General features: G+C 50.0%; 26 protein-coding genes. 20 read left to right on the top strand and 6 right to left on the bottom strand.

All coding sequences use genetic code 11. The annotated features are described in order from the left end of the window. Positions 1–287: 287 nt before the first annotated feature. Entirely contained in the window at positions 288–2,072 is a 1,785-nt protein-coding gene (locus Undi14_RS09310) for a hypothetical protein (RefSeq protein WP_200179670.1), read from the bottom strand. A gap of 509 nt (positions 2,073–2,581) precedes the next feature. On the opposite strand from Undi14_RS09310, the gene Undi14_RS09305 reads away from it, so the two are divergent. The 10 genes from Undi14_RS09305 to Undi14_RS09260 all read left to right on the top strand — a co-directional run bounded on the left by Undi14_RS09305 (position 2,582) and on the right by Undi14_RS09260 (position 12,040). Then, on the top strand, positions 2,582–3,784 hold the full coding sequence (locus tag Undi14_RS09305; protein WP_200179668.1) for a type II secretion system F family protein: 1,203 nt from the start codon (positions 2,582–2,584) through the stop codon (positions 3,782–3,784). Positions 3,785–3,893: 109 nt separating this feature from the next. Further along, on the top strand, positions 3,894–4,370 hold the full coding sequence (gene gspG / locus Undi14_RS09300; RefSeq protein WP_200179667.1) for a type II secretion system major pseudopilin GspG: 477 nt from the start codon (positions 3,894–3,896) through the stop codon (positions 4,368–4,370). Between the two features lie 78 nt (positions 4,371–4,448). Then, positions 4,449–4,925: a Tfp pilus assembly protein FimT/FimU gene (locus tag Undi14_RS09295; protein ID WP_200179666.1), complete on the top strand. Its 477-nt coding sequence runs from the start codon at positions 4,449–4,451 to the stop codon at positions 4,923–4,925. Between the two features lie 3 nt (positions 4,926–4,928). Further along, positions 4,929–5,387 carry a type II secretion system protein J gene (locus Undi14_RS09290; protein ID WP_200179665.1) on the top strand — a complete coding sequence of 153 codons (459 nt, stop codon included), beginning with the start codon at positions 4,929–4,931 and terminating at the stop codon, positions 5,385–5,387. A gap of 20 nt (positions 5,388–5,407) precedes the next feature. Then, a complete protein-coding gene (locus Undi14_RS09285) occupies positions 5,408–6,049 on the top strand; it encodes a type II secretion system protein (RefSeq protein ID WP_200179664.1) in 642 nt (213 codons plus the stop codon). Then, entirely contained in the window at positions 6,046–7,068 is a 1,023-nt protein-coding gene (locus Undi14_RS09280) for a hypothetical protein (protein WP_200179663.1), read from the top strand. Before Undi14_RS09285 ends, Undi14_RS09280 begins: the two co-directional genes overlap by 4 nt. Positions 7,069–7,162: 94 nt before the next feature. After that, positions 7,163–8,311: a hypothetical protein gene (locus Undi14_RS09275; RefSeq protein WP_200179661.1), complete on the top strand. Its 1,149-nt coding sequence runs from the start codon at positions 7,163–7,165 to the stop codon at positions 8,309–8,311. Position 8,312: 1 nt separating this feature from the next. Next, positions 8,313–8,966 (top strand): hypothetical protein, encoded by a 654-nt coding sequence (locus Undi14_RS09270; RefSeq protein WP_200179659.1) that lies wholly within the window; start codon positions 8,313–8,315, stop codon positions 8,964–8,966. A gap of 12 nt (positions 8,967–8,978) precedes the next feature. After that, positions 8,979–9,512, top strand: a complete 534-nt coding sequence (locus tag Undi14_RS09265) for a hypothetical protein (protein WP_200179658.1) — start codon at positions 8,979–8,981, stop codon at positions 9,510–9,512. After that, complete coding sequence (locus tag Undi14_RS09260) at positions 9,509–12,040, top strand: secretin N-terminal domain-containing protein (protein WP_200179656.1); 2,532 nt, start codon at positions 9,509–9,511, stop codon at positions 12,038–12,040. Before Undi14_RS09265 ends, Undi14_RS09260 begins: the two co-directional genes overlap by 4 nt. Before the next feature lie 102 nt (positions 12,041–12,142). Here Undi14_RS09260 and pyrE read toward each other — a convergent pair whose 3' ends face one another. The 4 genes from pyrE to gatC form a co-directional block, all read right to left on the bottom strand. Beyond that, positions 12,143–12,808, bottom strand: a complete 666-nt coding sequence (pyrE, locus tag Undi14_RS09255; protein ID WP_200179654.1) for an orotate phosphoribosyltransferase — start codon at positions 12,806–12,808, stop codon at positions 12,143–12,145. 46 nt (positions 12,809–12,854) lie between these two features. Beyond that, positions 12,855–14,321: an Asp-tRNA(Asn)/Glu-tRNA(Gln) amidotransferase subunit GatB gene (gatB, locus tag Undi14_RS09250; RefSeq protein ID WP_370589934.1), complete on the bottom strand. Its 1,467-nt coding sequence runs from the start codon at positions 14,319–14,321 to the stop codon at positions 12,855–12,857. Between the two features lie 127 nt (positions 14,322–14,448). Further along, positions 14,449–15,903 carry an Asp-tRNA(Asn)/Glu-tRNA(Gln) amidotransferase subunit GatA gene (gene gatA / locus Undi14_RS09245; RefSeq protein ID WP_200179651.1) on the bottom strand — a complete coding sequence of 485 codons (1,455 nt, stop codon included), beginning with the start codon at positions 15,901–15,903 and terminating at the stop codon, positions 14,449–14,451. Positions 15,904–15,922: 19 nt separating this feature from the next. Further along, complete coding sequence (gene gatC, locus Undi14_RS09240; RefSeq protein ID WP_200179649.1) at positions 15,923–16,225, bottom strand: Asp-tRNA(Asn)/Glu-tRNA(Gln) amidotransferase subunit GatC; 303 nt, start codon at positions 16,223–16,225, stop codon at positions 15,923–15,925. Between the two features lie 287 nt (positions 16,226–16,512). Here gatC and Undi14_RS09235 point away from each other — a divergent pair, with 287 nt between their 5' ends. The 6 genes from Undi14_RS09235 (at position 16,513) to Undi14_RS09210 (ending at position 23,599) form a co-directional block, all read left to right on the top strand. Further along, a complete protein-coding gene (locus Undi14_RS09235) occupies positions 16,513–17,556 on the top strand; it encodes a rod shape-determining protein (RefSeq protein WP_186884353.1) in 1,044 nt (347 codons plus the stop codon). Between the two features lie 249 nt (positions 17,557–17,805). After that, positions 17,806–18,825: a rod shape-determining protein MreC gene (mreC, locus tag Undi14_RS09230; protein WP_200179648.1), complete on the top strand. Its 1,020-nt coding sequence runs from the start codon at positions 17,806–17,808 to the stop codon at positions 18,823–18,825. After that, positions 18,822–19,340, top strand: a complete 519-nt coding sequence (gene mreD / locus Undi14_RS09225) for a rod shape-determining protein MreD (protein WP_186897638.1) — start codon at positions 18,822–18,824, stop codon at positions 19,338–19,340. Before mreC ends, mreD begins: the two co-directional genes overlap by 4 nt. Positions 19,341–19,398: 58 nt before the next feature. Further along, positions 19,399–21,399 (top strand): penicillin-binding protein 2, encoded by a 2,001-nt coding sequence (gene mrdA, locus Undi14_RS09220; protein ID WP_200179647.1) that lies wholly within the window; start codon positions 19,399–19,401, stop codon positions 21,397–21,399. Positions 21,400–21,401: 2 nt separating this feature from the next. After that, on the top strand, positions 21,402–22,514 hold the full coding sequence (gene rodA / locus Undi14_RS09215; RefSeq protein WP_186884357.1) for a rod shape-determining protein RodA: 1,113 nt from the start codon (positions 21,402–21,404) through the stop codon (positions 22,512–22,514). Further along, a complete protein-coding gene (locus Undi14_RS09210) occupies positions 22,511–23,599 on the top strand; it encodes a septal ring lytic transglycosylase RlpA family protein (RefSeq protein WP_200179646.1) in 1,089 nt (362 codons plus the stop codon). Before rodA ends, Undi14_RS09210 begins: the two co-directional genes overlap by 4 nt. Here Undi14_RS09210 and rsmI read toward each other — a convergent pair. Further along, entirely contained in the window at positions 23,596–24,504 is a 909-nt protein-coding gene (rsmI, locus tag Undi14_RS09205) for a 16S rRNA (cytidine(1402)-2'-O)-methyltransferase (RefSeq protein ID WP_200179645.1), read from the bottom strand. The genes Undi14_RS09210 and rsmI overlap by 4 nt on opposite strands. A gap of 41 nt (positions 24,505–24,545) precedes the next feature. Between rsmI and Undi14_RS09200 the strand changes: the two genes are divergently transcribed. From Undi14_RS09200 to Undi14_RS09185, 4 genes are read left to right on the top strand one after another with little or no spacing between them, the layout of a single operon-like run. After that, positions 24,546–24,932 (top strand): YraN family protein, encoded by a 387-nt coding sequence (locus Undi14_RS09200; protein ID WP_200179644.1) that lies wholly within the window; start codon positions 24,546–24,548, stop codon positions 24,930–24,932. 25 nt (positions 24,933–24,957) lie between these two features. After that, positions 24,958–25,563 carry a phosphoheptose isomerase gene (locus Undi14_RS09195; protein ID WP_186884361.1) on the top strand — a complete coding sequence of 202 codons (606 nt, stop codon included), beginning with the start codon at positions 24,958–24,960 and terminating at the stop codon, positions 25,561–25,563. Beyond that, the gene (locus Undi14_RS09190; protein ID WP_200179642.1) at positions 25,556–26,215 is read left to right on the top strand and encodes a BON domain-containing protein; all 660 of its coding nucleotides are present in this window, start codon (positions 25,556–25,558) and stop codon (positions 26,213–26,215) included. The genes Undi14_RS09195 and Undi14_RS09190 overlap by 8 nt, the downstream gene beginning before the upstream one ends. Positions 26,216–26,268: 53 nt before the next feature. Continuing rightward, positions 26,269–26,859, top strand: a complete 591-nt coding sequence (locus Undi14_RS09185) for a LemA family protein (RefSeq protein ID WP_186897643.1) — start codon at positions 26,269–26,271, stop codon at positions 26,857–26,859. Positions 26,860–26,879 lie beyond the last annotated feature (20 nt).

Here is a 26,879-nt window from a genome sequence, read left to right as displayed (position 1 = left end):
CATCAATTCAACCGTCAAGCAATGCTTAACAAAAGCAGCTTTGCCGCATTACTGGCGTTGCCGGTTACCGTGCCATTGTGGGAAACCGTGATATTGAACAACATATCACAAAGAAAGCCAAGCGTTGATTCCGGGTGAAGGGTTTAAGTTTGGAGTCCAGGCTATGAATCTGAGCCTTGATGAAGGAAATCAATAAGTCAGATTGATCAATAAAGCGTGGATGCATAAAAAAAGGGAGGCTTGCGCCTCCCTTTTTAATCAGTAGAACTAGTTAGCAATAACCAGAATTACTTAGCCAGACCGCGTTGTGCGTCTTGATCGTTCAATTGAGAATCGTATGCACGATCTGTTGAAGAATCAAAGTCAACGCCTTGTGAAGAGGAAGCTTCGATGAAGTTACCGTTAGAACCGTTCAACAGGTAGTTCTGAACTTTCAACGCGCTAACGCCTTCAGCTGTAACACGCAGACGCTCACCCAAGCCTTGTGCTACTGGAGCAACAGCACCTGCAACATAGCCAGTACCGTTAGTTACTGGTGTACCTGTCAACAACGCATCGATTTGTGTCGAAGAGAAGTTAGCAGCAGCACGTGGTGCCAATGTTGTGATCTGACCCCAACCACCGTAGGAACCATCAGAGTGGATCAACTGACCGTAGATCGTTGCTGTGTTGGTTTCACTTGGGTTGATCAAACGGATGTAAGATGCCCAACCTTGGTTTTTGGAAGTAGCGTAGTTACGAACGTCCACTTTTACGCCACCAACCAGACCAGCCAATGGTTTTGTGCATGAGTTGTTTTGTTCGTTCAGGAATGTTGGCGAAACACCTGCTGCTTTTGTCAGAGTTGCAGTAGCAGAGAATGTAGATACTGGGATTACTGAAGTACCTGGTACTGTGTAGAACACATACAAAGGTGCTGCCAATTCAGCTGCTGTCAGCGTTGCGTTGCTGAAAGTGATAGTGTTGCCAGTAGTAGAAGTTACTGCTGGAGACAGGATCGCGCCAGATGCTGGTGCTGTGTATGTATCAGCAGTTGTAGACAGACCTACTGTAGAACCAACAGCAAAACCTTGGCTAGCAGTGATAGCGATATCGTAAGATTTCAACTCAACAACACCAGTTGTTTTTGTCGCTGCATTTGCACCGAAAGTAACGCCGGAAGCAACTGCATACACTGTGTTAGAACCAGAGTCAGAACCGTTAGCATCTTGCTTAACAGTGATAGAACCCAATTGAGCAACTGTAGTAGAACGGAAACCGTTCAGTGCTGGCAATGCGGAAGCTGCTGCAGTACCTTTGAACAGTGTGTTACCTGTTGATGGGTCAACACGTGCCAGATTAACGGAAGCTGCTGTCAGACCCAAAGACAAGTTTGTTGGGAATGTGAACAGTGTACCGTTGTTAGTGCTGCCTGAACGTTGGTGTTCATTCGCTGCATTTGCGTTCAATACGTCGTCAGCTTGTGCTGTAGAAGTAACGTTAGCAAAGTGTTTGAACGCTACGCCCAGAGTTGGGATAGTGTTAGTACATGGTTGAACAGCGCCAACCAGTGTGTACAGACCGGAAACAGTTGCAGCAACACCTGCTGTACCGTTAGAACCTGGACCACCAGCACCTGGAGGAGCAACTACTACGCCAGTGTTAGTAACTGTATCGTTGAAACGTACAGCTGGAGTAACGAATGTTGTACCTGCAGATTGTGGGAATGTAACGTTCGCGTACAGTACTTTTTTGTCAGCGCTCAGAGTTGGAGTCGTTACAGTGTATTTTGTGTAAGGAATACCAACACCGTTTGCATCAACCAGAGTGATCGCAGATGCGTTACCAGCTGTCGCGAATGTGCCGTTAGACAATACCAATTGGATCTGGAAAGTTTGAGAAACCAGAGTTGCATCGATATCACCAGCGAAACGATAAGAAACTGGAGGAGCTGAAACAGCTTGTGCATCATTTACGATAACTTCGTGAGCGATAGCAGAAGATGAAGATTGGATTTGACCTGCGGAAGCTACGTTAGCAGCGAAGGCAGCAACCAGGCTAGCCGCCAGGATACTTAATTGTTTTTGTTTCATTTGAATAGCCTCTCTAGAAAAGACATTAAATTGTTACGTAATAAATGTACAACGTACGTTTGCTACAAGTACTTGTCATACGAGTACTCATATGACTAGCCGATGAAGATTAAAACATGTTTTTTCAATTGCAGCAAGTTCCCATGTGCAGTTATGTCGAAAATATAACTTTCTCTTCTTTCGCCAGGCATATTCCTAAGATCGACAACGATATAATACGTAGCGGCGTGATTCTGCGCTGTATTTCTTACGTTTGTACACATGTGTGTTGTGTATAGGATACACTTCCAGGCATTAAGTTTGATTAATTCCGGATTTTGGCTTGCTTTCTCATTCTTTTTTTAATTGGGGATGTTGTAAAGCGGCTCTGAGTGAGTGCATTTAAGAGTTTCACTACTGTTGTATTCCGTTGTCTTATACAATCCGTGCACGTTCGCTGCGCCATGCCTTGTCAGCCTGGAACGGTTTTTTTCGCTATATATATATGCTGAGTTTTTTAAGTTTCCCTTATGCCGGAATTTCGTTATCAAGCTACTGACGCGCAAGGCGCCGTGGTGAAAGGTGTGCTGACTGTAGAAGATCAGACTGAGGCGATGACGCAATTGCAACGTCGCGGTTTAATGGTGTTTGAAATACAGGAAGTCGCCGCTTCCCGCAGCAGTCGTATCTCTCAACCCAAGCGCGCGGGGCGCGATGCGATTCTGGTGGTACTGCAGGAACTGGCTACTTTACTGGACGCAGGAGTGACGTTGGCGGACGCAGTAGAGAATGTTGCCAGAGGGTATCAGGACTCACCTCTGGGTCTTGCCTTTAATAAAATCTATTCACAATTGCGCGGTGGTATTGCTTTCTCTAAGGCGTTAATCGATGTTGATTTGCGCTTACCTAATTATGTTGTCGAGTTATGCCGTGCCGGCGAATCTACTGGTAAGTTGGCAGGTTCTTTGCGTTCTGCAGCAGAGCAGCTTGAATTAGAGCAAAACTTCCAGCGCGAGGCGCGTAACGCACTGATTTACCCTATGGTGCTGATCGTTAGTGGTTTTCTGGCAACATTGCTGGTGTTTGTCTTCGTGGTGCCTAAGTTTGCCAATATTCTGAGTAATCCTAAAGCGGATATACCGACGATTTCTCTGTGGGTGTTGGCAACGGGAATGTGGCTGACAAAAAATAAGCTCTTATTAGGTACTTTACTGGCGGGTGTTGCCGGTAGTGCTTTCGCTTTGTTGCGTCAGGAGAAAGTACAGCAAAATTTATGGAACTGGGCGGCAGGTTTGCCTGTCATTGGTAGCTGGATTATGCATACTGAAATGGCGCGTTGGAGTTCTATGTTCAGTGTGTTGCTGCAAAACCATGTTTCGATATTGGAAGCGCTGGCACATGCGCAGAATGCCTTGCGCGGTGATGCCTGGCGGCAAAAAGCCGCGCTGATTTTGAGTGATGTGCGTGGTGGTAAGACTTTGGCGGAGTCTTTGCAGTTGCATCAGTTTATCGACGCGACCGGCGTCAATCTGGTGCGGGTGGGCGAACGTTCTGGTGCTCTCGGTAAGACGACCGCTTCATTGGCGCAGATGCATCGCATGCATAGTCAGCAGCAGATGCGTCAGTTTTTGATTTTGCTGGAACCGGTGACGATTTTGCTGGTGTCGGTGGTGCTGGGCGGCATCATGATTTCGGTGATGCTGGCGATCACCAGTCTGACGAATGTGATTTAAGGCGGTGGGCGGAGTCGCCCGCTTTGGCCGGGCGTGGTCCGTCATCATGTCAGTAAGTCGCTTGCTGATTTTATTTTTTAATACGAAGATTATTTTGAAAGGTTGTGCTATGCGTCGTAAGCAACAATTACAAACAGGGCTGCTGAAGAAACACGCAGGTTTTACACTGCTGGAAATGCTGGTGGTGATGGTGATCATCGGTTTGCTGGCAGGTCTGGTCGGACCGCGTATTTTCGGTAAGGTAGATAGTTCTAAAGTGCAGACGGCACAAACGCAGATCAAGATGCTGGAAAGCGCATTGAATATCATGCGTCTGGATGTGGGGCAAACGCCGCCGCAGGATCAGGGTTTGCAATGGCTGCTGGCGGCACCACAAGATCCATCGTTGCAATCCTTGTGGAAAGGCCCGTATATCGAGGGTTCGGTACCGGCTGATCCGTGGGGGAACCCTTATCAATACAAAACGCCGGGCGTTGATAACAAGGCGTTTTCAGTCTATTCGTTTGGTGCCGATGGTAAAGCCGGTGGTGAGGGCTTGAATGCCGACATCGGTCTGGGTGCGAATGTTGCCCCGACGACCAAATAAGCAGAACAGATTCTGACGCGTTGTATCCGTTCATTCCCGCTGCTTATTTTGCCGAATCTTTTGTCGCCTCTGCTCTGTATGGATAAGCACATTGCTTGTCGTCGTTTGCCGATTCTGCGAACGATGGCGCTATTGTCACACCGACCCAGTGTGCGTGCGCAGGGTTTCACGCTGATAGAAATGATGGCGGTGCTGACGCTGGCGGCGTTGATGGCGGGTGTTGCCATTCCTGCTATGCAGCGTTGGTTTGAATCGATTTCTGAACGGGCGCAATTGACTGAAGTGTCGATACAGTTTCAGCGTCTGGCTTCGAGAGCGGCATTATTATCGCAAACTGTGAAGCTTGATAAACAAAGCTGGAATAGCAAGTTGAATGACGGCGAACCCGCATTGAGTTTGCCTGAGGGGTGGGCAGTCAGCAGCGACAAGAGCGTGATTTTTTATCACAGTGGTGTTTGTGCCGGTGGCGAGGTTGATCTGAGCGCGCCGCAAAAACGCCAGATACGGCTGCTGATTGCGCCAGTGTCTTGTGACGTCAGTATTGTCAAACGCTAATCCATGAAGAGTAACCGTTTCCACCTTCGTTATTTATCTTCCGGACAGCAAGGTTTCAGCCTGTTGGAGATGATTGCTGCGCTGACCATTCTGACGATAGGTTCGGTCGTGTTGTTTAGCTGGCTGGGGCAAACGATGGGGCAATTGACACGTTTTCAGTTACAGGAAACCGAGTCGATGGCACGCATACAGGCGGTGCAGTTTCTGTCGAATCAAAACCCGGCAGCGATACCTGCGGGTAAGCAGATATTTGATCAGTTTTATCTCGAGTGGACGTCGGCAGCGATATCCGAAACGCGTGAATCCGTTTCCCCGCAAGATGGATTGGGTTTGTATCAGATCACTTTATATAACGTGCAGTCCAAGGCATTTCATCATGACGGACGTGAATGGTTTGCATTTTCGGTAAAACTGGCGGGCTACAAACAGGTGCGAAATCCGACAGCGGATAAGCCGTTTTAATTGTGAAAATGACTTCCCCCATGCTTGTACGCATCACGACTTCCCGACCCGGCTTGCAGAAGCAAGCTGGCCTGACGCTGATCGAATTACTGGTCAGTCTGGTGATACTGGGTTTTGTGGTGACAATTATGTCGGGTGCTTTTTATCAGGTCGCGCAGGTGGTGAGAATCGCCGAAAACGTCAATGGCAACTTTCAGGGCCAGTGGGTGAGACTGAATGCGCTCAGGGATCTGGTAGCGAATCTGGCTTTACCTAAAAACGTGGAAAAGCCTTTTACCGGTAATGACACCAGCTTTGAAGCCTACACACTGGCGATGCCCCAGGGCGACTGGGGGCAGGTGACGCTGGCAACGGCGACGCTGAAGCCCAATGCGGATGGCGGTACTGACTTGTCCATCAGTGCCGAAAATGTGCCGCCGCTGATTGTCGCATCCTGGAAAATGCCGGTGGTACTGGAATACCAGACGATACAAGGCACGATGGAATCCATCTGGCCGCCGATGTCCGGCAAGGCAGAGGATGGTTTGCCGAGAGCAGTTGTGATTCGCGCAAAATCTGGCGAGCAACGCGTGCATATGTTAGCCGTGTACGATGGCATCCGGAAGCCAGAGTCCGACGGTACTAAAGATCTGGCGCGTTTATTGGGTATTGAATCGAAATGATTGCGCATCGCTTACGTTTTCCGAGGGAGCAAGGCTTTGCGCTTGCAGCCGTGTTGTGGCTGCTGGCAGGTCTTACGATATTGGCAGCGATGATCAGTCAGTCGAATCAGATATTGGCAGAGCGTCAGGCAAAGCTGAAGCAGCGAGCCGATGCGGAGCAGGCATTTTTGTCCAGCCGTAGCGAGGCTTTATTCTGGATATCAACCAGTCGCGCCACGAAGGACGGTTTTGGTTGGCCCGGAACGTATTTGCAAGTTGATGGGCGTGGCTATGCTGGGGCTGAAAAAAGTACAATACAGTTGCAGGACATTAAAGGCTTATTGTCGCTGAACCGGCCAGACAGGGCGAAGCTGGCGCGGCTGCTGGTCGCGTGTGGCGCTGCCGAGGGAGACACGGATGCACTGATTGACGCGCTGGAAGATTATCAGGAACCCGGTAAGCTCAAGCGAGTCAATGGCGCGAAGGATTTTGAGTATGCCGCAGCGGGTATGCGTCCGCCGCGTGGTGCACCATTGCTGGCCGAACCGGAAATCTGGCGGGTCTTTGGCTGGGCAGCATTGGAAAAAAGCTGGAATGAACAACGCTGCTTTGAAGATGTCACGGTATTCGGTGATAAATCTTTTAACGCTAGCACCGCGACGCCGCGCGCGCTCGCTGCTTATGGCCTGACCGCGGAGCAGGTGTCTCAGGTCGAGCAGGAGCGCGTTAAAAATGAATCGACTCTGATCAGCCGGATACAGCAGGCCAATGATGCCAGCGGATTTATGGGCTTTGCGACGGGCAGGGTGCCCTCTCGCACTTTCCGGATAACGCATACTGCACCGGATATGCCGTGGGCATTGAGATATGAATTAAAAATAGCAACAAATACAGAGGGAGTCCCGTGGTTCATTTTTTCACCACGCAGATTGCCTCTGGCATCGGTTATGATACCGGCTGGTCGCGCCGAATGGCCGAGAATTGACCAAATATCTGAAACGGACAAGAATGCAATTACGCAACCGATTTTACCTTTCTGACATTGCTGAACCAAAAGCAAAAGAAATTATTGCAAAGCAGAATGCGCGAACTGCCTGGTTCAAGCCGCTTTGGATTTTGCCAAGATCATGGTGCGTGACGACTTCGCTGCAGGCGAAGGGCGTGCCATCCCATAAAACGCAAGCGTTTGTCCAATTACATTTACATCGTCTGGCGCCTTTTGCTGACAGCGGTGTGTATGCCTGCCGTTCCGGTGACTGGGTACACCTGTGGTTTTGGGAGAATCGTAAGGTCAGGGAGATCTGCGAAAAGCATGGGCTGGATATCAGCAATATGCAATTTGCTCCGGAAAGCGTATGTTTTCCGAAGCGCAAAGATGGCGCCGTGTTGATTCAGTGTCAGCAGGGTGTGGAAGCGCAGTTATGGCATCAGGGTTTATTGGTGGACAGCGCCTGGTGGCCAGAGCGTGTCAGCGACGATGAATGGCAGACATGGCGTCCGAGTTCGGCGGCAGTGACTGGCGCACGTGCGCAGATTGCTTCGTGGCCGGAGCAGGTGCCGGCGCATGTGCAGTTAGCCGAATCAGGTTTGAATGATCCCACCTATCGTCTGGCAGAACCATGGGGGCGCAATCTTCTGGGCGTGCAATGGTGGCATGCGCTGAAAAATTTCCGTGGTGATGTGTTGGCGGTGGTCGCGGTGGTGGTACTGGCTTCGTACGGCGCGTATCTTGGTGCCCAATGGTGGTCGCTTGAGTCTCAGTTGAAAGTTACCGATCAGGAAATTGATTCCTTGTCCGCCAAAGTTGAGCCTATTAACACTGCGCGCAGTAAGGCAATGTCTTTGCAGCAGTGGACAACAAAACTGGCGGCGCTGCGTAGTCGCGATGAGGTCAGGGAACTGCTGAAAAACTTGCGCCCGCTGTTGCAGAAACAGGATGCGGCTCTGCGGGAGTTTGAATATCAGGACGGAGAAGTACGCCTGATGCTGGTTCCCGTGAACACAGAATTGAATATCGTTGGCGTGACACAGGATCTGGAGTCGATGAAGTTACTCAATAGCATACGTTTATTGCCGGATAGCGATGCGCGTCTGATGAAGATATCAGCCAAAATCGCGCCGAAAGTCGTGAAGCCAGAAAGTAGTGCGAATGGAGCACCGGAAACAAAAACACCAGTAACGCCTTCAGCACTTGCATCACCGAAGACAGCAGAGCAGAAAAAAACAGGACAGATGGATTCTTCAGTAATACCGCGTAGCGGCAAGCGGGAAAAGGGCGAATAAGATGCAAACAGGTGAACGTTTCTGGCAATTAGTTGGTGCTGCCATCTTCATACTCTGCGCTTATGGTCTGGCAGAATTATTTGACAGTAATACAGCCCGGCAAAAGCAACTGGCGAATCAGCAGCAGTTGTTAGTGCGCCAGCAGGCGGCATTAAAAGAGAGTCGCTGGGATCAGAAGTTGAAGGATGCAGAGCAGGTTCAGAAAGCCTGGCTTGCTTATTTGCCGGTTGAAAAGTCTGCCACTTTTGCGAAAGCACGTTTGCTGAGTGATGTGCGACAGTTGGCAAAAGACGCAGGTATTGTCGGCGCAACGGTATCGGCGCTGGACGCCGAGGGCGGAGAGAAGACCGGTACGGCGTTAACCAGTTACGGCGCGGGTAGCAGCTCTTCTGTTCAGGATAAGACAAAGCCGAGCAGCCTGCCATCGGGCGTACAGATGATTAAAGTCACCTTGATCGGTCGTTTTGATCCTGTGCCTTTCGGACGTTTGCTTGATACTCTGGAAGATGCGCAGAAATTTACGGTTGTTGAACGTGTACTGGTGCGCGGTACGCAGTTAGAAGTCAATATCCGCTGCTATTGGCACTTAGATGCTCAGGCCGATAAGTTAGCTGCAGTCGTTACTGATTCTGCGCCGGTTGCGAAAGATATCTGAACCATGAACATAATGCTTAGTTTAAAAAAAATATCGAGGCAGCAGTTGATTGCTGCCGGCGTGATTGTAGTTGGCATTGTGGCGGGTGCAGTCGCAGGATTTTTCTCGATTTCCGCCGCTGGTCTGGTGCCGCAGAACAGTGCTGACGAGCCTGCCGCGAAAGATGCTCCGTTTGTATTGCCAGCTTCTCCCCCGGTAAAAAAAACAGTCAGTCCCGTGACAGAGGATGCGGCACAGCTGGCCTCGAAGAGTGCACAAAAAGCAGAAGAGGAATTAGCCGATCAGCGTATGTGGGAAGCAACGGCCAAGCAGCCTTTGCCGCCACGTAAAGAGCCGATGACACCACCGCGCTGGCGCGTTGTCGGTATCACCTCGGTAGGATCAGTAAAAAGCGTATTGCTATTGTTCGAAAATCAGCCAGTTACAGAGGCGAGAGGAATCGGAGATAAGCTTCCTGGTGGCGCAAAAATTGTCGACATCGCTCAAGACCATTTGAAGATTGTACTCAATGGTCAAACTATGAAATTGAATTTACGTAAGCAATGAAAAAATTTCCTTTTGGCCGTCATGGCAATAAATCTTTGTACAGCGCCTGGCCCGTTTCTGCGCTGGGACTGGTGCTGGCATTGAGCGGATGTGTAGACACGAAACTGGTTGTGCCTAAACGTATCGACTTTGAGCGCAGTCCTCAGACTGATGCGGCATCTTTGCTCGGTGAGCAGCAGATGAAGCGGACGTATTCTGAGACAGATACGCCGAAAATGCCGGCGACGATCAGCGGCGAAAAACGGCCAGTGCAAAATCAGGCTGCTCCTGCCAATGACAAAGCTGATCTGACGGTTTCTTTCGATCAGATGCCCTTACCTACCTTTATTCAGGCGGTTTATGGCAGTGTGCTGAAGGCAAATTATTCTATGGATGGCGCGGTCGCAGCGCGTACTGATCTGGTGACTTTCCATATTCCTCAGCCAACGACGAATGCTGAATTATCGCGTTTGTCACGGATGCTGTTGAAGAGTTATGGCGTTGCTGTACAGGATTTTGGTGGTGTGGTTCGTATCGTGCCTGACAATGCATCCAGTAGCTATTCTCCAGCAATACGGCGTGGTCGTGCCAGCCCGGAGACGCCGCAGAGTCTGCGCCCGGTATTCCATTATGTTGAGTTGGATGCTGTGCGGGTGAATGACTTCAGTAGTTTGCTTAAGACCATGTTTGGCGCCAAGATTCAGACGACCGACGACTTAGCAAAAAATGCGATTCTGATCAGTGGTCAGCCGGACGATGTCGCTGCGGCAATGGAAGTAATACAGGTATTTGACCAGCCGTCCATGCGTGGTCAACGCACCAAGCGCGTCAGCCCGGTATTCTGGACAGCCGAAGAATTCAGTAAGCGCTTGGTGGAAGTTCTGAGTGCAGAAGGCTATGCCGCCAGCACCAGCGTTGGTGCGGGTACGCCGATTCTGATACTGCCGATTCCACCAATTAACAGCGTAATTATTTTCTCTTCGTCTGAAACGGTGATGAATCACGCTTTGCAGTGGTCCAAAGAACTGGATAAGCCCTCTGAGAGTCAGGCTGGAGGTGCTTTCTTCACCTACCCAGTAAAATATGCTGATGCGCAGGCACTGGCGAAAACCTTGTCTGAACTGATAGGTGGTTCAACTTCATCCACAGTGCCAGCAGCCACCGGAACCGGTGCGAACGCAGCGGCAACTGCTACGGCAGCAGCATCAGGAAATCGCGGCGGCTCTAAAATTGTTGTCAACAATGCGACTAATAGCCTGATTATTCAGGGTGGTGGCGCTGATCAGTATCGCCAGTGGATGGCATTATTGGCTGAGCTTGATAAACCGAGCAAATCAGCACTGATAGACGTGATGGTGGCCGAAGTGACCGCCGGAACCAGTAATTCGCTTGGTGTTGACTGGAGCGTAAAGAATGGCACACCGCTTTCTGGAGCTTTGCCGATGAGTAAGCTGGGCTCCAGTGGCTTGGCATTCAGCTTTCTGAATTCAGCGCACTCCATGCGGGCCGATGTCACCGCATTGGCAAGCAAAAGTGATGCGCAGATTTTATCCAGCCCTAAACTGATGGCCAGAAATGGTGAGACTGCAACGATACAGGTGGCAGATGAAGTGCCAATTTTGACCAGTACCACCACTACACCGGGTGTGCTCACTGGTTCCACAACCACAAACACTGTGCAGTATCGTACGGCGGGTATGATTTTGAAGGTTCGCCCTATTATTAATTCCGGTAGCCGTATCGATCTCGATATTTCACAGGAAGTTAGTAATGTGAAATCACTGACCAGTGGCGCGATCACATCACCAACGATAGGTACCCGCAAAGTAGATACCAAACTGACGCTGCGTGACGGTAGTACGGTGATGTTGGCCGGGTTAATTTCCAACGACAACAATTCCTCCGATGGTGGTGTGCCATTGTTGAAAGACATACCGGGTATAGGTAGTTTGTTCAAGAACGAAAGCATGAATAAGAATAAGAAGGAATTAATTATTCTGATCACGCCTTATATTATCAACGATGATTTTGAAGCCGAATCGATCACAAATGCTTTCCAGTCGACACTGGGTGATTGGGCGCGGGATTTGAAATCAAATGCCGATATGACCCGTTTGCGTCGTCCGCCTAGTCTGGAAAATGCGAAGCCGGCAGTAGAAGTTCCGGCCCTGACTCGCGATGCAAAATTGGTAAAACCAATGACAGAAGTGGTACCGTCATCTGAGCCTCAGGTGTCTTTGCCTGCGACTTCTGTTGAGCCGTCTGTGACAACACCGTCAGCGGCCGTGAAAGAAACACCGAAAAAAACTGATGCGGACGACCTTGGCGGTGTAATTATGAGTAAGCCGGTTCCTGCTCCGGTGCAAAATCCTGCTTCAACGACAAGTGTTGCCGGGCAGGAAAAATCAGGGGCTAAAACAGCGGCCAAACCTGCACCAGTTAACAAGCCTTCGAACGTCGTGATGCCGCCGATTCCAGGTGCGAAACTCGTTGAAGATCCCGAGCTTCTGGAAGAGTTGCGGCGTGCAGCCGGTTTGCCAAAACGCTGATATGACGATCTGAAGTTTAAGCACAAGTAAAAAGGATGCCGTTTGGCATCCTTTTTTTATTCCTGCGAGAGTTGATTGTTCTTCGTGTTGATCACACCAGACTCAGATTGCTCCATAACGCTGGCGGTATGCGGCAACGGCATCTTTGTGCTGGGTCAGTTGTGCGTCAGCACCCGCTGCTGACAGGTACTCAAACAAGTCATTCAGGTTACCGATAGAGACGACAGGCATGTTGTACGCCTGACTGACTTCCTGCACTGCGGATTGCGCAGAGAGGTTGTCATCTTTACCGGAGCGCTCCATACGGTCGAGCGCGATCAGCACGGCGCATGGCGTAGCGCCTGCCGCGCGTATCATTTCCACTGATTCGCGCACGGAAGTACCGGCAGAAATCACGTCGTCGATGATGACGACTTTGCCTTTCAATTCAGCACCGACGATGGTACCGCCCTCACCGTGATCTTTGGCTTCCTTGCGATTGTAGGCAAATGGCACATTACGACCCCGCGCTGCCAGCGCGACGGCAGTAGCACTGGCCAGCGTGATGCCTTTGTAGGCAGGGCCGAACAGCATGTCGAATTCGACGCCGGAATTAATCAGGGTATCGGCATAAAATGCGGCCAGTTTGCCGAGATTAGCGCCGTCATTAAATAAACCTGCGTTAAAAAAATACGGGGAATTACGTCCGGCTTTGGTGACAAAATCACCGAAGCGGATGACGCCGGCATTGACTGAAAATGCAATAAATTCTTGTCTTAAATTACTCAAAATATTCTTCCTCAAAGGATATTGTGGCGTCTTTAGTATTTAGTCCTTAGCTCGCCAGTTTTTTCTTCAGCAACTCATTGACCTGCGCTGGATTGCCTTTGCCTTTGGTTGCTTTCATCGCTTGACCGACCAGCGAGTTGAATGCTTTTTCTTTCCCCGCGCGGTATTCATCGACCGACTGCTGATTCGCTGCCATCACTTCATCGATAATTTTTTCGAGTGCGCCGATATCAGAAATTTGTTTCAGGCCTTTTGCTTCAATCACCTGATCGGCCAGATTGACGTCTGCCGATGGTGCTTGCCACATTGCCGCAAACACTTCTTTGGCAATTTTGTTGGAGATCGTGCCATCGGCAATGCGTTGCAATAACACTGCCAGTTGCGCTGCGCTGACCGGGATGGCGCTGATATCAACACCTTCACGATTCAGGGTGGATGCAACATCGCCCATCATCATGTTTGCTGCAGGTTTTGCCTGAGCGACGCCAGCCGCTTGTACGACGGCTTCAAAATAGGTTGCGATACCTTTTGATTGCGTCAGGATGGTGGCATCGTATTCAGGCAAGCCGAATTGCTCAATGAAGCGCTGGCGCATTGCCGACGGCAGCTCTGGCATGGTGGCGCGCACTTGCTCGACCCACTCGCGACTGATTTTCAGTGGTGGTAAATCCGGGTCAGGAAAATAGCGATAATCCTGTGAGTCTTCCTTGCTGCGCATGGAGCGTGTTTCTTTGCGGTCAGGATCATATAAACGAGTTTCCTGCACCACGGTGCCGCCATCTTCTATCAGTTCAATCTGGCGACGCACTTCGATATTGATCGCTTCTTCGAGAAAGCGGAACGAGTTCAGATTCTTGATTTCGCAACGTGTGCCGAATTCTTTCTGACCGACCGGACGCACAGAGACGTTGGCGTCGCAACGGAAAGAACCTTCCTGCATATTGCCGTCGCAAATATCGAGCCACATCACCAGCGAGTGCAATGCTTTTGCATAAGCGACCGCTTCGGCGGCACTGCGCATCACTGGTTCTGTGACGATTTCCAGCAAGGGCGTACCAGCACGATTGAGGTCGATGCCTGTCATGCCCTGATAATCTTCATGCAGGGATTTACCTGCATCTTCTTCCAGATGTGCGCGGGTCAGCTCAATGACTTTGACTTCGGATTTACCATCTTTTTCCACCACACAAGACACAGTCCCGCCCTGAACTACCGGGATTTCAAACTGGCTGATCTGATAGCCTTTTGGCAGATCGGGATAGAAATAGTTTTTACGGGCGAAGATCGATTCCGGCGCGACGACCGCGCCGACAGCGAGACCAAACTGGATCGCTTTTTCTACCGCACCTTTGTTCATCACCGGCAAAACGCCCGGCAATGCCAGATCGACAGGGCTGGCCTGGGTATTGGGTTCTGCGCCAAATTGAATCGAAGAACCGCTGAATATCTTGGAGTTTGTTTTGAGTTGCGCGTGCGTCTCAAAACCAATAACGACTTCCCATTGCATAATCATTCCTTGTTTCGTTGTTGCATGTGGTGTCAGCAAATGCGCGACACACTTCATCCATCAATCGGATGCTGCCGTTGGGGCTGGTTGATGTACCAGCGGCAGCAATGTTTGCCTATTACTTTTATGCCGCTTATTCCGGTGCGCGTTGATGCCAGTCAGTGACTTGCTGATACTGATGCGCGACATTCAATAAACGTGCTTCATCAAAGTAATTACCTATCAGTTGCAAGCCGACCGGACGTTTTGCATTTTTGTCGCCCTGACCGAAACCGCAAGGGATGGACATGCCGGGCAAACCGGCAAGACTGGTCGATAAAGTAAAAATATCGGCCAGATAGTTAGCGACCGGATCATCGGATTTGGAACCCAGATCCCAGGCCACTGTCGGTGCTACTGGTCCCATGATGACATCGCACTTTTCAAAGGCGGCCGCAAAATCCTGCGCGATCAGACGGCGGATTTTTTGTGCCTGCAAGTAGTAGGCATCGTAGTAACCATGCGATAAAACATAGGCACCGACCAGAATGCGGCGTTTCACTTCCTCGCCAAAGCCTTCGGTACGCGATTTCCTGTACATATCGTTGAGGTCTTTGTAGTCAGCCGCGCGGTGGCCGTAACGTACACCATCAAAACGGCTCAGGTTCGATGACGCTTCTGCTGGCGCAATGACGTAATAGACCGGAATCGATAACTCGGTTTTTGGCAGCGAGATATCAACCAGTGTCGCGCCAAGTTTTTCGTATTCGGCGAGTGCCGCACGTACTGACTGTTCCACATCCGGGGCCAGACCTTCACCGAAAAATTCTTTCGGTACACCAATGCGCAGACCTTGGATTGATTTGTTCAGGTCACGATTGAAATCTTCCGGTTTGCGATCCAGCGAGGTGGAATCTTTTTCGTCAAAGCCGACCATGGCGTTGAGCAACAGGCCGCAGTCTTCGGCTGTCCGGGCAATCGGTCCGCCCTGATCGAGCGATGAGGCAAATGCGATCATGCCGTAACGGGAAACGCTGCTGTAAGTCGGTTTGATACCGGTGACGCCGCAAAATGCGGCTGGCTGGCGAATCGAGCCGCCGGTATCCGTGCCGGTGGCTGCGGGTGTCAGGCGAGCTGCGATCGCGGCAGCAGAACCACCGGACGAGCCGCCAGGAACTGCGGTTTTATCCCACGGATTTTTGACCGCACCAAAATATGAGTTTTCATTCGCTGAACCCATCGCGAATTCATCGCAATTCAGCTTGCCTAGCGTGACCATGCCTGCTTCAGCCAGTTTTGTGACGACCGTTGCATCGAATGGGCTGACATAGTTTTCCAGCATGCGTGAACCTGCAGTAGAGCGCAGATTTTTTGTTACAAAAATATCTTTATGAGCGATGGGGATGCCGGTCAGCGCGGTGGCATCGCCATTGGCAAGGCGTACATCGGCAGCGGCAGCCTGTTGCAGCGTCAGTGCCGGATCGACATGCAGAAATGCATTCAGATCACTGGCGGCGATACGTTGCAGAAAGTGCTGAGCGAGTTCAGTCGCGGAGATCTGCTTGCTATGCAGCAGTACGGATAATTGGGCAAGAGTTTTGGTATGCATAGAATCTTTTCCGGGAAGCTTATTCAATGACCTTAGGCACCAGATACAGGCCGTCCTGAGTTGCCGGTGCTGGCTTTTGGTATTCGTCGCGATGATTGGTTTCAGTAACCACATCGTCACGCAGGCGCAGTGCGAGTTCGGGTAACAGGGCACCGATAGGGTGGCTCAGTGGTACAACGCCAGTGGTATCAACGGCTTTTAATTGTTCCGCCAGTAAAAAAATACCATTCAGCTTATCAAGCGTGGAATTCGCCTCGGACTCGGAAACTTCAAGCTTTGCCAGATTCGCGATGCGGGTAACATCATTAAGTGTCAGTGACATGATTTAAGGGCGCGGCAAGGCGCAAAAGGGTGTCAAAAATAATGCAAAAATATACAAATTTCGATACTGAATTTTTAGGTGTTGGTATCGAGTAAATTTAAGAAGATTATAAGGTAGAATGGCGGGTTAATGCCCTATAAGGTGCGCTAAATCCCCGAAGTTGCTGCGGACTGGCCTTGAATATGAGGATCCGGTTGATGCGGACAGGGTCAAATTTTGATGAAATTTCGTGGAACAGCGATCTGCTTGAGACGCTGTACACACAATTGTTAAATACAGGACAATACATGTTTGGTTTTCTACGTAGCTATTTTTCAAATGATCTGGCAATCGATCTTGGTACTGCAAATACCTTAATTTATGTCCGTAGTCAGGGCATCGTGCTGGATGAACCTTCTGTGGTGGCGATTCGTCAGGAAGGCGGTCCTAATGGTAAGAAAACCATCCAGGCCGTCGGTAAAGAAGCGAAGCAGATGCTGGGCAAAGTGCCCGGCAATATCGAAGCCATCCGCCCGATGAAAGATGGCGTGATCGCTGACTTTACGGTGACTGAGCAGATGCTCAAGCAGTTTATCCGCATGGTGCATGACACCAAATTCTTCAAGCCTTCCCCGCGTATCATCATCTGCGTTCCTTGCGGCTCTACGCAGGTGGAACGTCGCGCGATCCGTGAATCTGCGCTGGGCGCTGGTGCCTCGCAGGTATTTTTAATTGAAGAGCCGATGGCGGCGGCAATCGGTGCCGGTTTACCGGTTTCTGAAGCGACCGGTTCTATGGTGGTGGATATCGGCGGTGGTACGACTGAAGTTGGTATTATCTCGCTCGGCGGTATGGTGTACAAAGGTTCTGTGCGGGTCGGCGGTGATAAATTTGACGAAGCGATTGTCAATTACATCCGTCGTAACTACGGCATGCTGATCGGTGAACAGACTGCGGAAGCGATCAAAAAAGCGATCGGCTCTGCCTTCCCTGGTTCCGAAGTCAAGGAAATGGAAGTCAAAGGTCGCAATTTGTCCGAAGGTATTCCGCGGTCGTTCACCATTTCCAGCAATGAAATTCTGGAAGCGCTGACTGATCCGTTGAACAACATTGTTTCTGCGGTTAAAAACGCGCTGGAACAAACGCCGCCGGAACTTGGTGCCGATATTGCAGAAAAAGGCATGATGCTGACCGGTGGTGGTGCTTTGCTGCGTGATCTGGATCGTTTGCTGATGGAAGAAACGGGTCTGCCGGTAATCGTTGCCGAAGATCCGTTGACTTGCGTGGTGCGCGGTTCGGGCATGGCGCTGGAGCGCATGGATAAATTGGGCTCCATCTTTTCTTACGAATAAAACTCTGAACCAGGCGGGGTGGTATATCACCCCGCCTATGCAGATCAGAGTATGAGCAATACGATCCGGCGAGGCATGAGATCACAATGTATGTGTCTGTGAATGTAATTCATTGTCTTGTCGGTAGGACGCATCAGTTCTGCAGGTAGCAGAGTCGGCATTTATGTCGGCTTTTTGTTTTTTGAGCGCATGCACATAGCCCAGGCTTCTGCTGTGGATAGGTAACCGGTTTCTGACGATTGATATAGTATGGATTACAGTCCGCCACCCCTCTTTAAACAAGGTGCATCTGCACGTGTCAGAGCCGTTTTTTTTACCGTTTTTGCGGTTTTCCTGCTGGTCGTTGATTCTCGCCTGAATACCTTAACGTTTGCCCGCCAGGTATTAGGAACGGTGTTGTACCCAGCACAAATGATGGCAGTGATTCCTGCCGACATTGCGCGGCAGGTGTCACATTATTTTGTGACGCAGACAGATCTCGAAAAAGAGAATTCCCGCCTGAAACGCCAGCAAATCATCAATGCAGATTCTTTGCAGAAAACTGCTCAGCTCCAGTCGGAAAATAGTCACTTGCGTAACCTGCTTGGTGCACGTGAACGTTTGCCAGTGAAATCAGTTCTTGCTGAAATTATTTATGATGCCCGCGATGCCTCAACCAAAAAAGTCATCGTTGACCGGGGTATCAAAGATGGTGTCGCACTGGGCCAGCCAGTTATTGATGATCTGGGTGTGGTGGGGCAGGTCACAAGAGTTTTTCCATTCACGGCTGAAGTGACATTGTTGTCCGATAAAAATCAGGCGATTCCGGTGCAGATACTCAGAAATGGTTTGCGCAGTGTGGCGTATGGACGCGGCAAGTCATCCTATCTTGATATGCGCCTGACCTCGAATGCAGATGTCAAAGTGGGTGATCAGCTTGTGACCTCAGGTATCGATGGTATTTATCCCGCCGGGCTGGCGGTAGCGAATGTCGTGCAAGTCGAAAATAAGGCGACGACCACTCTGGAAAACATTTTATGTGCTCCGGTCGCTGGCATAGACAAGAATAAGCAATTGTTGATTTTGCAGGTATCGACGACCAATCTGCCACGCCCTGACACCGAAGATGTGCGGGCGAGAAAAGAAAAATTCAATCGTAAAGTAACGCGTGACACTGCGCCGCCTGGAAGTGATGTGAAACCGGTCGATCATCAGGCGATCACGCAGACCGATATGAAAGACGCGGTAAAGGAAGTGAAACCTGAAGATAAAAAGGATGCCACAAAATGAATCAGCCCCATTACATTTTGTTGCCAGTTAATTCGCTGTTTATTGCATTCAGTTTTATTGCTGCTTTTTTTCTGAATTTTTTACCTTGGGGTGGCATGGCTGGCGTGCCGGATTTCGTTGCCCTGGTATTGGTTTTCTGGAGTATTCATCAACCGCTCAAGGTTGGCATCGGTGTCGCTTTTGCGATGGGGCTGGTGATGGATGTGCATGATGCGATTTATCTTGGTGAAAACGCACTGGCATATACCTTGTTGTCGTATTTTGCGATCACCATACACCGGCGCGTATTGTGGTTTCATCCTGTGACTCAGTGCCTGCATGTATTTCCGTTATTCCTGTTTGTACAAGGATTGCAGACGGGCGTCCGGCTGTTGATCGCACCAGAGGCACATTTTCCAGGCTGGTTGTATTTCTCTCAGAGTCTGGTGACGACATTATTGTGGCCGGTAGCAACGCTGATTTTGCTGGCACCACAACGACGTGCCATCGATAAAGACCATAATCGTCCTATCTGAACCGCTGCGGACGTGCGTCAACAGTGTGCCGCATGTTGCTGAGTAAATTTAAGAAATCATGACTGAACTAAAGAACACCGAGCGCGAGCTTTATCTTTTTCGCCTGCGGCTGATTTTCCTTGGCATATTTGTGCTCGCCTGTTTTTCTGCGTTGGTCACACGTTTTGTCTGGTTACAGATAGTCAAGCATGACGATTACGTTTTACTGGCGGATGAGAACCGCATTGACGTTGTTCCGGTGGTACCTAACCGTGGTCTGATCCTGGATAGAAATGGCGTCATTCTCGCCAGAAATTATTCAGCCTATACGCTGGAGATCACTGCTTCCAAGATCAATCAGGACATGGATGTGCTGATCGATGAGCTCGCGGATTTGGTCGATATTCAGCCTAAGCATCGCAAGCGTTTCCGCAAATTACTGGAAGATTCCAAGAGCTTTGAAAGTGTTCCTATCCGTACCCGTTTAACCGATGAAGAAGTTGCCCGGTTTACTGCACAACGCTTTCGCTTTCCCGGCGTCGATATACAAGCCCGCTTGTTCCGCCAATATCCTCAGGGCGATGTGGCCTCGCATGTAATTGGCTACATTGGTCGTATCAGCACAAAAGATGCTGAAATTATCGATGATATGGAAGACAGTGCGAACTATAACGGGACGGACTATATCGGCAAAGAAGGACTGGAAAAAAGCTACGAAAAGATTTTGCATGGAAGTACCGGGTTTGAAGAGGTGGAAGTATCCGCTGGTGGCCGTGCCGTGCGCACCTTATCGCGCACGCCGCCGACGTCCGGTAAGAACCTGATTTTGTCGGTCGATATTGAGCTGCAGAAAGTCATTGAAGAAGCATTTGGTGATCGTCGTGGTGCGCTGGTAGCGATTGAACCGGCGACTGGTGACGTATTGGCATTCGTATCCAAACCCACCTATGATCCGAATTTATTTGTCGAAGGAATCGATCAGCAAAGCTGGAATGAGCTTAATACTTCTGAAGACAAGCCGCTGTTAAACCGGCCACTGACCGGAGCGTATCCACCCGGCTCGACCTATAAGCCGTTTATGGCGCTGGCGGCATTGGAGCTGGGCAAACGGACCGCAACGCAAGCGATTGCCGATCCCGGTTTCTTTGCATTCGGTAATCACATTTTCAAAGACGATAAACCCGGTGGTCACGGCATGGTAGATATGTATCGATCGATCGTGCAATCGTGCGATACGTATTACTACATGCTGGCCAATGACATGGGTGTCGATGCGATGCATGATTTTATGAAGCCGTTTGGATTTGGTCAAAAAACGGGCATTGATCTTGAACATGAGCGTACCGGTTTGCTGCCGTCGACCGCTTGGAAACGCACAGCATTCAAGAAGCCTGCACAGCAACGCTGGATACCGGGCGACACGATTTCACTGGGCATAGGACAAGGGCAAAATACTTTTACGCCATTACAGATGGCGCATGCAATTGCAACGCTGGCCAATAACGGCGTAGTGATGAAGCCGCACCTGGTGAAGATGACGGAAGATCCGCAAACCCGTGCCCGCACGCTGACTGTGCCAAAAGAAAGTTTCCGTATTCCATTGAAACAGGAAAACATCGATTTTATTAAAAATGCGATGGTCGGGGTGGTGAAAGAAGGAACTTCTGCGCGGGTATTTGCGAATGCAGAATATGTATCCGGCGGTAAAACCGGAACAGCGCAGGTCATCAGTATCAAGAAAAATGAAAAGTACGATGCTAAACGGATGGCGGTCAGACATCTGGATCACTCTTTGTACACCGCCTTCGCGCCCGCCGATCAGCCCAAAATTGCATTGGCAATTATCGTAGAGAATGGTGGTTTCGGCTCGGAGGCGGCTGCACCTATCGTACGTAAGGCGCTGGATTATTATTTGTTGGGAAAACGCCCTGAGGTTAAGGAAAACAAAGAGCTTCCTGTGCCAGCACCGAAAGCACAAAGTGACATGGCTTTGTACCGCTCTGATGCTGAAGTAAAAAATCCGCCAGAGCCAGCCCCGGGCCCGAAACCTGGTGGCGAAACAACTGGGAATAAGGACTGATCATGCATAATTTCGGTGTCTACTGGCGTTCCTTGCGTTCTCGCATCATGGTGTTTGATGCGCCGTTGGCAATCATCATTTTTCTGATTTTATCTTGCGGAGTTGTGACGCTGTATTCTGCCGGTATTGATTTCCCAGGCAGGCTTGAAGATCAGTTGCGCAATATCGTCGTGTCATTTGTCATTATGTGGATAGTGGCGAATATTCCACCCCGCACGCTGATGCGTTTTGCGATTCCGATTTATAGCTTTGGCGTGGCTTTGCTGATTGCGGTCGCTGTATTTGGCCTGGTAAAAAAGGGCTCGCGCCGCTGGTTGCATATAGGTATAGACATGCAGCCTTCAGAAATGATGAAAATTGCGACACCGCTGATGCTTGCCTGGTATTTCCAGAAAAAAGAAGGCGCATTGCATTTCAAGGATTTTGTCATCGCGACAGTCATACTCGGTGTGCCGGTCGGCCTGATTGCAAGACAACCAGATCTGGGTACCGCATTACTGGTGGTCGCTGCCGGATTCACCGTGATCTTTCTGGCAGGTTTGTCATGGAAAGTTTTATTATCGATCGTCGCCTTTATCGCCGTGGTGACGCCGACAGTGATCTGGCCGTACCTTTTACATGATTACCAAAAAGACCGGGTGCTGACTATGCTGGACCCGACGCGGGATCCGTTAGGTAAGGGCTTTCATATTATTCAATCGACGATTGCGGTTGGTTCCGGAGGCGTGACGGGTAAAGGTTTGCTCAAGGGAACACAAGCGCATCTGGAATTTATTCCTGAACGCACGACCGATTTTATCTTTGCCGTTTTTTCAGAGGAATTCGGCTTTATCGGCAATGCTATTCTGGTTAGCTTGTATTTTTTGCTGATCGTTCGCTGTCTGATGATCGCCGCAAATGCCCCAACGATGTTCTCCCGTTTGATGGCCGGTTCCGTGTCTATGATATTCTTTACTTATTCATTCGTGAATATGGGCATGGTGAGTGGAATTTTACCGGTAGTCGGCGTTCCTTTACCTTTTCTCAGTTACGGCGGCACCGCATTGGTGACCTTGGGAATGGCGGCAGGAATTATGATGAGTGTGCAGCGTAATCGTAAGCTGGTGCAGACATGAAAATTTTCTTTTCTCAATCAGTCAATTTCAGACGACCAGCTTTGCTGCTGGCGTCGGCATCATCAGTATTGTTAGTCGCTTGCGGCACTGCGCCTAAGCAGCCCATCATCATTGCTGATCATCCCCGCCCTGCATCAACCAATAAGTCTGCCACAACGACCGCTCCCGCTCTGCCAAAAGCCAACTCAGGTAAAGGTGGATATTACAAAGACGATGGCCCTGGCGATAATCCACCGGAAGGACTGGAGTTTACGGTGGATCCGATTCCTGTCGTTGAAGATTTTGCCAGGGGAGCTAACCGGCCCTACGTGGTTTTTGGCAAGACCTATACACCGATTACCGACACGACCACGCCTTATGTGCAGCGCGGTGTGGGCAGTTGGTACGGTAAAAAATTTCACGGACAGAAAACGTCTTCCGGTGAACTGTACGATATGTACAAAATTACGGCGGCACATCCTACCTTACCTATTCCGTCTTATGCCAGAGTAACCAACCTGTCGAATGGAAAGCAGATTATTGTGCGCATCAATGATCGTGGACCATTTCATTCAAGCCGCATTGTTGATTTATCGTATACGGCCGCATTGAAACTGGACATTCTTGGTAAAGGAAGCAGCCAGATTGAAGTTGAGCGCTTACTTCCAGCAGACATTGAGCGTATGGTGGAGAATCGTAAAAATCAGCCTCAGCCGACGACTGTGGCTACTGCAAGTAACGACAATGTCGCCAGACCCGCCGCCGTAGTTCAGGCGGTTTCTTCCCCGGCAAGCAATCAGATGACGATGGAAGAACTGTTGGCTGCGCAGGATAGTCGCCCTGTAGAAAAGCTGAACTCGCCTGTGCAGGCGAGTGGCGGTTATTACCTGCAATTTGGTGCTTACGCAATCCGTTCAAATGCCGAATCGATCATGACCCATCTGAAAAACCGAATTGAGAACCGGTTACCGAGCTTTGATATTGTGCAGCAAGGAAGTTTGTATCGCCTTGTCAGCGGTCCTTTTAGTAGCCGTTCCGAGGCAATGTCGGCGATTGCACAAGCGGGCGATCTGGGCGTCGGACGCCCGCTGGTTGTTCAGCGTTAGTCTTCGGTTTTCATTTCCAGCGCAAGCTGATACAGGGCATTTTTTTTCAGACCAGTCAGCTGCGCCGCCAAACCTGCTGCCTGTTTGACTGAACATTCTTCCAGCAAAATACTGAGCACGCGGCGCGCTTCGCTATCGTCGTTTCCTTCTGCGACCGGCTTGGCATCGACTAAGATTACATATTCGCCTTTTTCGCGGTGGCTATCGGCACTCAGCCAGGCTGGCGCATCGCTCAGCGAACAGCGGTGGATTTCTTCAAACAATTTGGTGAGTTCACGTGCCAGCACGATCTGTCGCTCGCCACCAAACACAGCGAGCATCGCCTGAACAGTGTCAGTAATACGATGTGGGGCTTCGTAAAAAATCAGCGTTGCATCAGTACTTTCAAGCTTGTGCAGCATGCTGTCGCGTTGTCCTGCTTTTGCCGGTAAAAAGCCGACGAAATAAAAGCGCTCATGCAAGAGCCCGCTGGCGGATAAAGCACTGATAGCGGCAGACGCCCCGGGTAATGGCGTGACATGAATACCGGATTGCTTCAGCAATTCAACGATTTTTGCGCCAGGATCAGAAATCCCCGGCGTACCGGCGTCAGACACCAGCGCAATACGTTCGCCCGCTTGCAGGCGCGTCAGAATTTTTTCTGCAACTTCCCGTTCGTTATGCTGATGTGCTGCAATCAGTGGTTTATTGATACCATAGCGCGAAAATAATTGTGCCGTATTCCGGGTGTCTTCGCAGGCAACCGCATCGACCAGAGAAAGCAGATGCAAGGCTCGTAAAGAAATATCGGCGATATTTCCAATCGGTGTCGCGACTACATATAATGTGCCAGCCGGATATTGTTGTCGGGTGACGGCTTCAATAATGGTGTTGTTCGTGAACAGTGTGGATTCTGTGCTATTCATACCTGTTCATTCCAATTTAATCAAAACCAGATTGTACGACAATGAGACGTGCGCCGACGCTGTCAGATGCAAACGAAGACAAACGTACCAGTCGTCGCCGTGCTGGCGATGAAGGTGAATTACAGGCGCTGCACTATCTGGAGCAAGCCGGCCTGCGTTTGATACAAAAAAATTTTTTGTGTAAAGGCGGCGAGATTGATCTCATTATGCGCGATGGCGACGGCCTGGTATTTATTGAAGTAAGAACGCATACTTCCATGCAATTTGGCGGTGCGCTTGCCAGCGTGACTCCTGCCAAGCAAAAGAAAATGTGGCATGCTGCCCAGGTTTTTCTGCTTCAACAGAGCGGGCAACCTGCATGTCGTTTCGATGTTGTTGCGATTGATGCGGGTAAAATCCATTGGTTACAAAACGTAATTCTAGGCTAGTCCCTGCCTTATAATCTGACACACTATGACAAACCAACTAAACCAACGTATCTTGGCGCACTTTCAAGAAAGTGCTGAATTAAAAATCCAGGCTGCCAACGAACTGGCCGTGCCTATTTCACAGGCAGTGGAACTCATGTTTCTGGCACTGTCTAACGGTAACAAAATCCTGGCATGCGGCAATGGTGGTTCGGCTGCAGATTGCCAGCATTTCGCGGCCGAGTTAGTTGGGCGGTTTGAACGTGAACGTTTGCCTTTACCGGCGATGGCGTTGACGACAGATACCTCCATAATGACTGCGGTTGCGAATGATTACAGCTTTCAGGAAGTATTTTCGAAGCAGGTGCAGGCGTTTGGTCAGTCCGGTGATATTTTGCTGGCGATTTCGACTTCCGGTAATTCAGCCAGTGTGGTGAATGCAATCAATGCTGCGCTTGAGCGCGATATGCGTATCGTTGCCTTTACCGGAAAAGGCGGTGGTGAAATTAAGAAGTTGTTAAGCGAAGCGGATGTACATATCTGTGTTCCGCATGACCGTACTGCGCGGATTCAGGAAGTGCATTTGTTAACGATACATTGTATTTGCGATGGCATTGATGCCGCGCTATTTGGAGGTGATGCAGATGATTGAAAAAAACTGGAACGGATTGAGCCGTACTCTTGCCACTGTCAGTTTGTGCTGTGCAGCGGCGATGAGCCTGCAGGGATGCGTCGAACTGGTCGTTGGCAGCGCGGTGATGGGGACTTTTGCCGCAAGTGATCGTCGTACATTCGGCGCACAGACTGAAGATAAAGCGATCGTCATCAAAGGTGAAACTCGTCTTGCCAGATCTCTCGGAGATACTGCGCATGTGAATGTGAATTCTTTTAATCGCCGTGTGTTGCTGACGGGTGAAGTCGCCGATGAGCAAACCAAAGCTGCTGCAGAGCGTGAGTTGCGTGGGGTGGAAGGTGTTTTATCTGTGATGAATGAAATTCAGATATCCGGTATTTCCAATTTCTCCGCACGTTCAAACGATGCGCTGATTACGACCAAAGTAAAAGCGTCTCTGGTTGACACTAAAGATTTGTATGCGAATGCGTTTAAGGTCGTTACCGAGGGGAGCGTTGTCTATCTGCTGGGGCGTGTTACTCAACGTGAAGGCAATCAGGCCGCTGAGGTTGCGGCCAGCGTCGGTGGGGTCCGTAAAGTGGTGAAGGTGCTGGAATACATCAGTGAAGAAGAACTCAAAGCGATGACAGTTCAGCCGAATAAGACGGAAAAGACAGAAACCAATAATTAAGTGAAACAAACCGGCGAATTTTCGCTGGTTTTTTATTTTTATCCGGAGAAATTATGATTGCTTTACTCGTTCTGTTGGTCATTATCGCGGTTATCGTATTCTGGGTTATCGGTGTGTATAACCGTCTGGTCAGCTTGCGTAACCGTTTTAAAAATGCGTTCGCGCAGATCGATGTGCAACTGAAGCGCCGCTATGATCTGATCCCGAATCTGGTCGAAGTTGCTAAAGGCTATATGAAGCATGAGCGGGAGACGCTGGAAGCCGTGATTGCTGCGCGGAACCAGGCAGTGACTGCAAATAGTAAAGCGGTGGTGGATCCATCAGACGCCGCATCGGTACAGCAACTCGCGGCTGCGGAAGGGACGCTGACTGCCTCGCTCGGAAAAATGTTTGCCCTGTCTGAAGCCTATCCTGATCTCAAAGCGAATGAGAACATGATACAACTGACCGAAGAGCTGACCAGCACAGAAAATAAAATTGCGTTCGCCCGTCAGGCTTACAACGATAGTGTCATGCAATACAACACCGGCATAGAGCAGTTCCCCGGTTCAGTGATTGCAAATTCTTTCGGCTTTAAAGCCGGTGAATTATTACAGGCAACCGAATCCGCTGAAGAGCGTAAAGCGGTCAAAGTTTCTTTTTGATTTCATATCGCCCGACTCGC

It is taken from the genome of Undibacterium sp. 14-3-2 (genome assembly GCF_016595265.1).
GTDB lineage: Bacteria > Pseudomonadota > Gammaproteobacteria > Burkholderiales > Burkholderiaceae_D > Undibacterium > Undibacterium aquatile.
This window is presented reverse-complemented; position numbering and strand designations above follow the sequence as displayed.

What these genes read in the sequence shown, in the direction of transcription:
- Undi14_RS09310 (WP_200179670.1), bottom strand. Translation starts at nt 2,072, where the DNA reads ATGAAACAAAAACAATTAAGTATCCTGGCGGCTAGCCTGGTTGCTGCC.
- Undi14_RS09305 (WP_200179668.1), top strand. Translation starts at nt 2,582, where the DNA reads ATGCCGGAATTTCGTTATCAAGCTACTGACGCGCAAGGCGCCGTGGTG.
- gspG (WP_200179667.1), top strand. Translation starts at nt 3,894, where the DNA reads ATGCGTCGTAAGCAACAATTACAAACAGGGCTGCTGAAGAAACACGCA.
- Undi14_RS09295 (WP_200179666.1), top strand. Translation starts at nt 4,449, where the DNA reads ATGGATAAGCACATTGCTTGTCGTCGTTTGCCGATTCTGCGAACGATG.
- Undi14_RS09290 (WP_200179665.1), top strand. Translation starts at nt 4,929, where the DNA reads ATGAAGAGTAACCGTTTCCACCTTCGTTATTTATCTTCCGGACAGCAA.
- Undi14_RS09285 (WP_200179664.1), top strand. Translation starts at nt 5,408, where the DNA reads ATGCTTGTACGCATCACGACTTCCCGACCCGGCTTGCAGAAGCAAGCT.
- Undi14_RS09280 (WP_200179663.1), top strand. Translation starts at nt 6,046, where the DNA reads ATGATTGCGCATCGCTTACGTTTTCCGAGGGAGCAAGGCTTTGCGCTT.
- Undi14_RS09270 (WP_200179659.1), top strand. Translation starts at nt 8,313, where the DNA reads ATGCAAACAGGTGAACGTTTCTGGCAATTAGTTGGTGCTGCCATCTTC.
- Undi14_RS09265 (WP_200179658.1), top strand. Translation starts at nt 8,979, where the DNA reads ATGCTTAGTTTAAAAAAAATATCGAGGCAGCAGTTGATTGCTGCCGGC.
- Undi14_RS09260 (WP_200179656.1), top strand. Translation starts at nt 9,509, where the DNA reads ATGAAAAAATTTCCTTTTGGCCGTCATGGCAATAAATCTTTGTACAGC.
- gatB (WP_370589934.1), bottom strand. Translation starts at nt 14,321, where the DNA reads ATGATTATGCAATGGGAAGTCGTTATTGGTTTTGAGACGCACGCGCAA.
- gatA (WP_200179651.1), bottom strand. Translation starts at nt 15,903, where the DNA reads ATGCATACCAAAACTCTTGCCCAATTATCCGTACTGCTGCATAGCAAG.
- gatC (WP_200179649.1), bottom strand. Translation starts at nt 16,225, where the DNA reads ATGTCACTGACACTTAATGATGTTACCCGCATCGCGAATCTGGCAAAG.
- Undi14_RS09235 (WP_186884353.1), top strand. Translation starts at nt 16,513, where the DNA reads ATGTTTGGTTTTCTACGTAGCTATTTTTCAAATGATCTGGCAATCGAT.
- mreC (WP_200179648.1), top strand. Translation starts at nt 17,806, where the DNA reads ATGGATTACAGTCCGCCACCCCTCTTTAAACAAGGTGCATCTGCACGT.
- mreD (WP_186897638.1), top strand. Translation starts at nt 18,822, where the DNA reads ATGAATCAGCCCCATTACATTTTGTTGCCAGTTAATTCGCTGTTTATT.
- mrdA (WP_200179647.1), top strand. Translation starts at nt 19,399, where the DNA reads ATGACTGAACTAAAGAACACCGAGCGCGAGCTTTATCTTTTTCGCCTG.
- rodA (WP_186884357.1), top strand. Translation starts at nt 21,402, where the DNA reads ATGCATAATTTCGGTGTCTACTGGCGTTCCTTGCGTTCTCGCATCATG.
- Undi14_RS09210 (WP_200179646.1), top strand. Translation starts at nt 22,511, where the DNA reads ATGAAAATTTTCTTTTCTCAATCAGTCAATTTCAGACGACCAGCTTTG.
- rsmI (WP_200179645.1), bottom strand. Translation starts at nt 24,504, where the DNA reads ATGAATAGCACAGAATCCACACTGTTCACGAACAACACCATTATTGAA.
- Undi14_RS09200 (WP_200179644.1), top strand. Translation starts at nt 24,546, where the DNA reads ATGAGACGTGCGCCGACGCTGTCAGATGCAAACGAAGACAAACGTACC.
- Undi14_RS09195 (WP_186884361.1), top strand. Translation starts at nt 24,958, where the DNA reads ATGACAAACCAACTAAACCAACGTATCTTGGCGCACTTTCAAGAAAGT.
- Undi14_RS09190 (WP_200179642.1), top strand. Translation starts at nt 25,556, where the DNA reads ATGATTGAAAAAAACTGGAACGGATTGAGCCGTACTCTTGCCACTGTC.
- Undi14_RS09185 (WP_186897643.1), top strand. Translation starts at nt 26,269, where the DNA reads ATGATTGCTTTACTCGTTCTGTTGGTCATTATCGCGGTTATCGTATTC.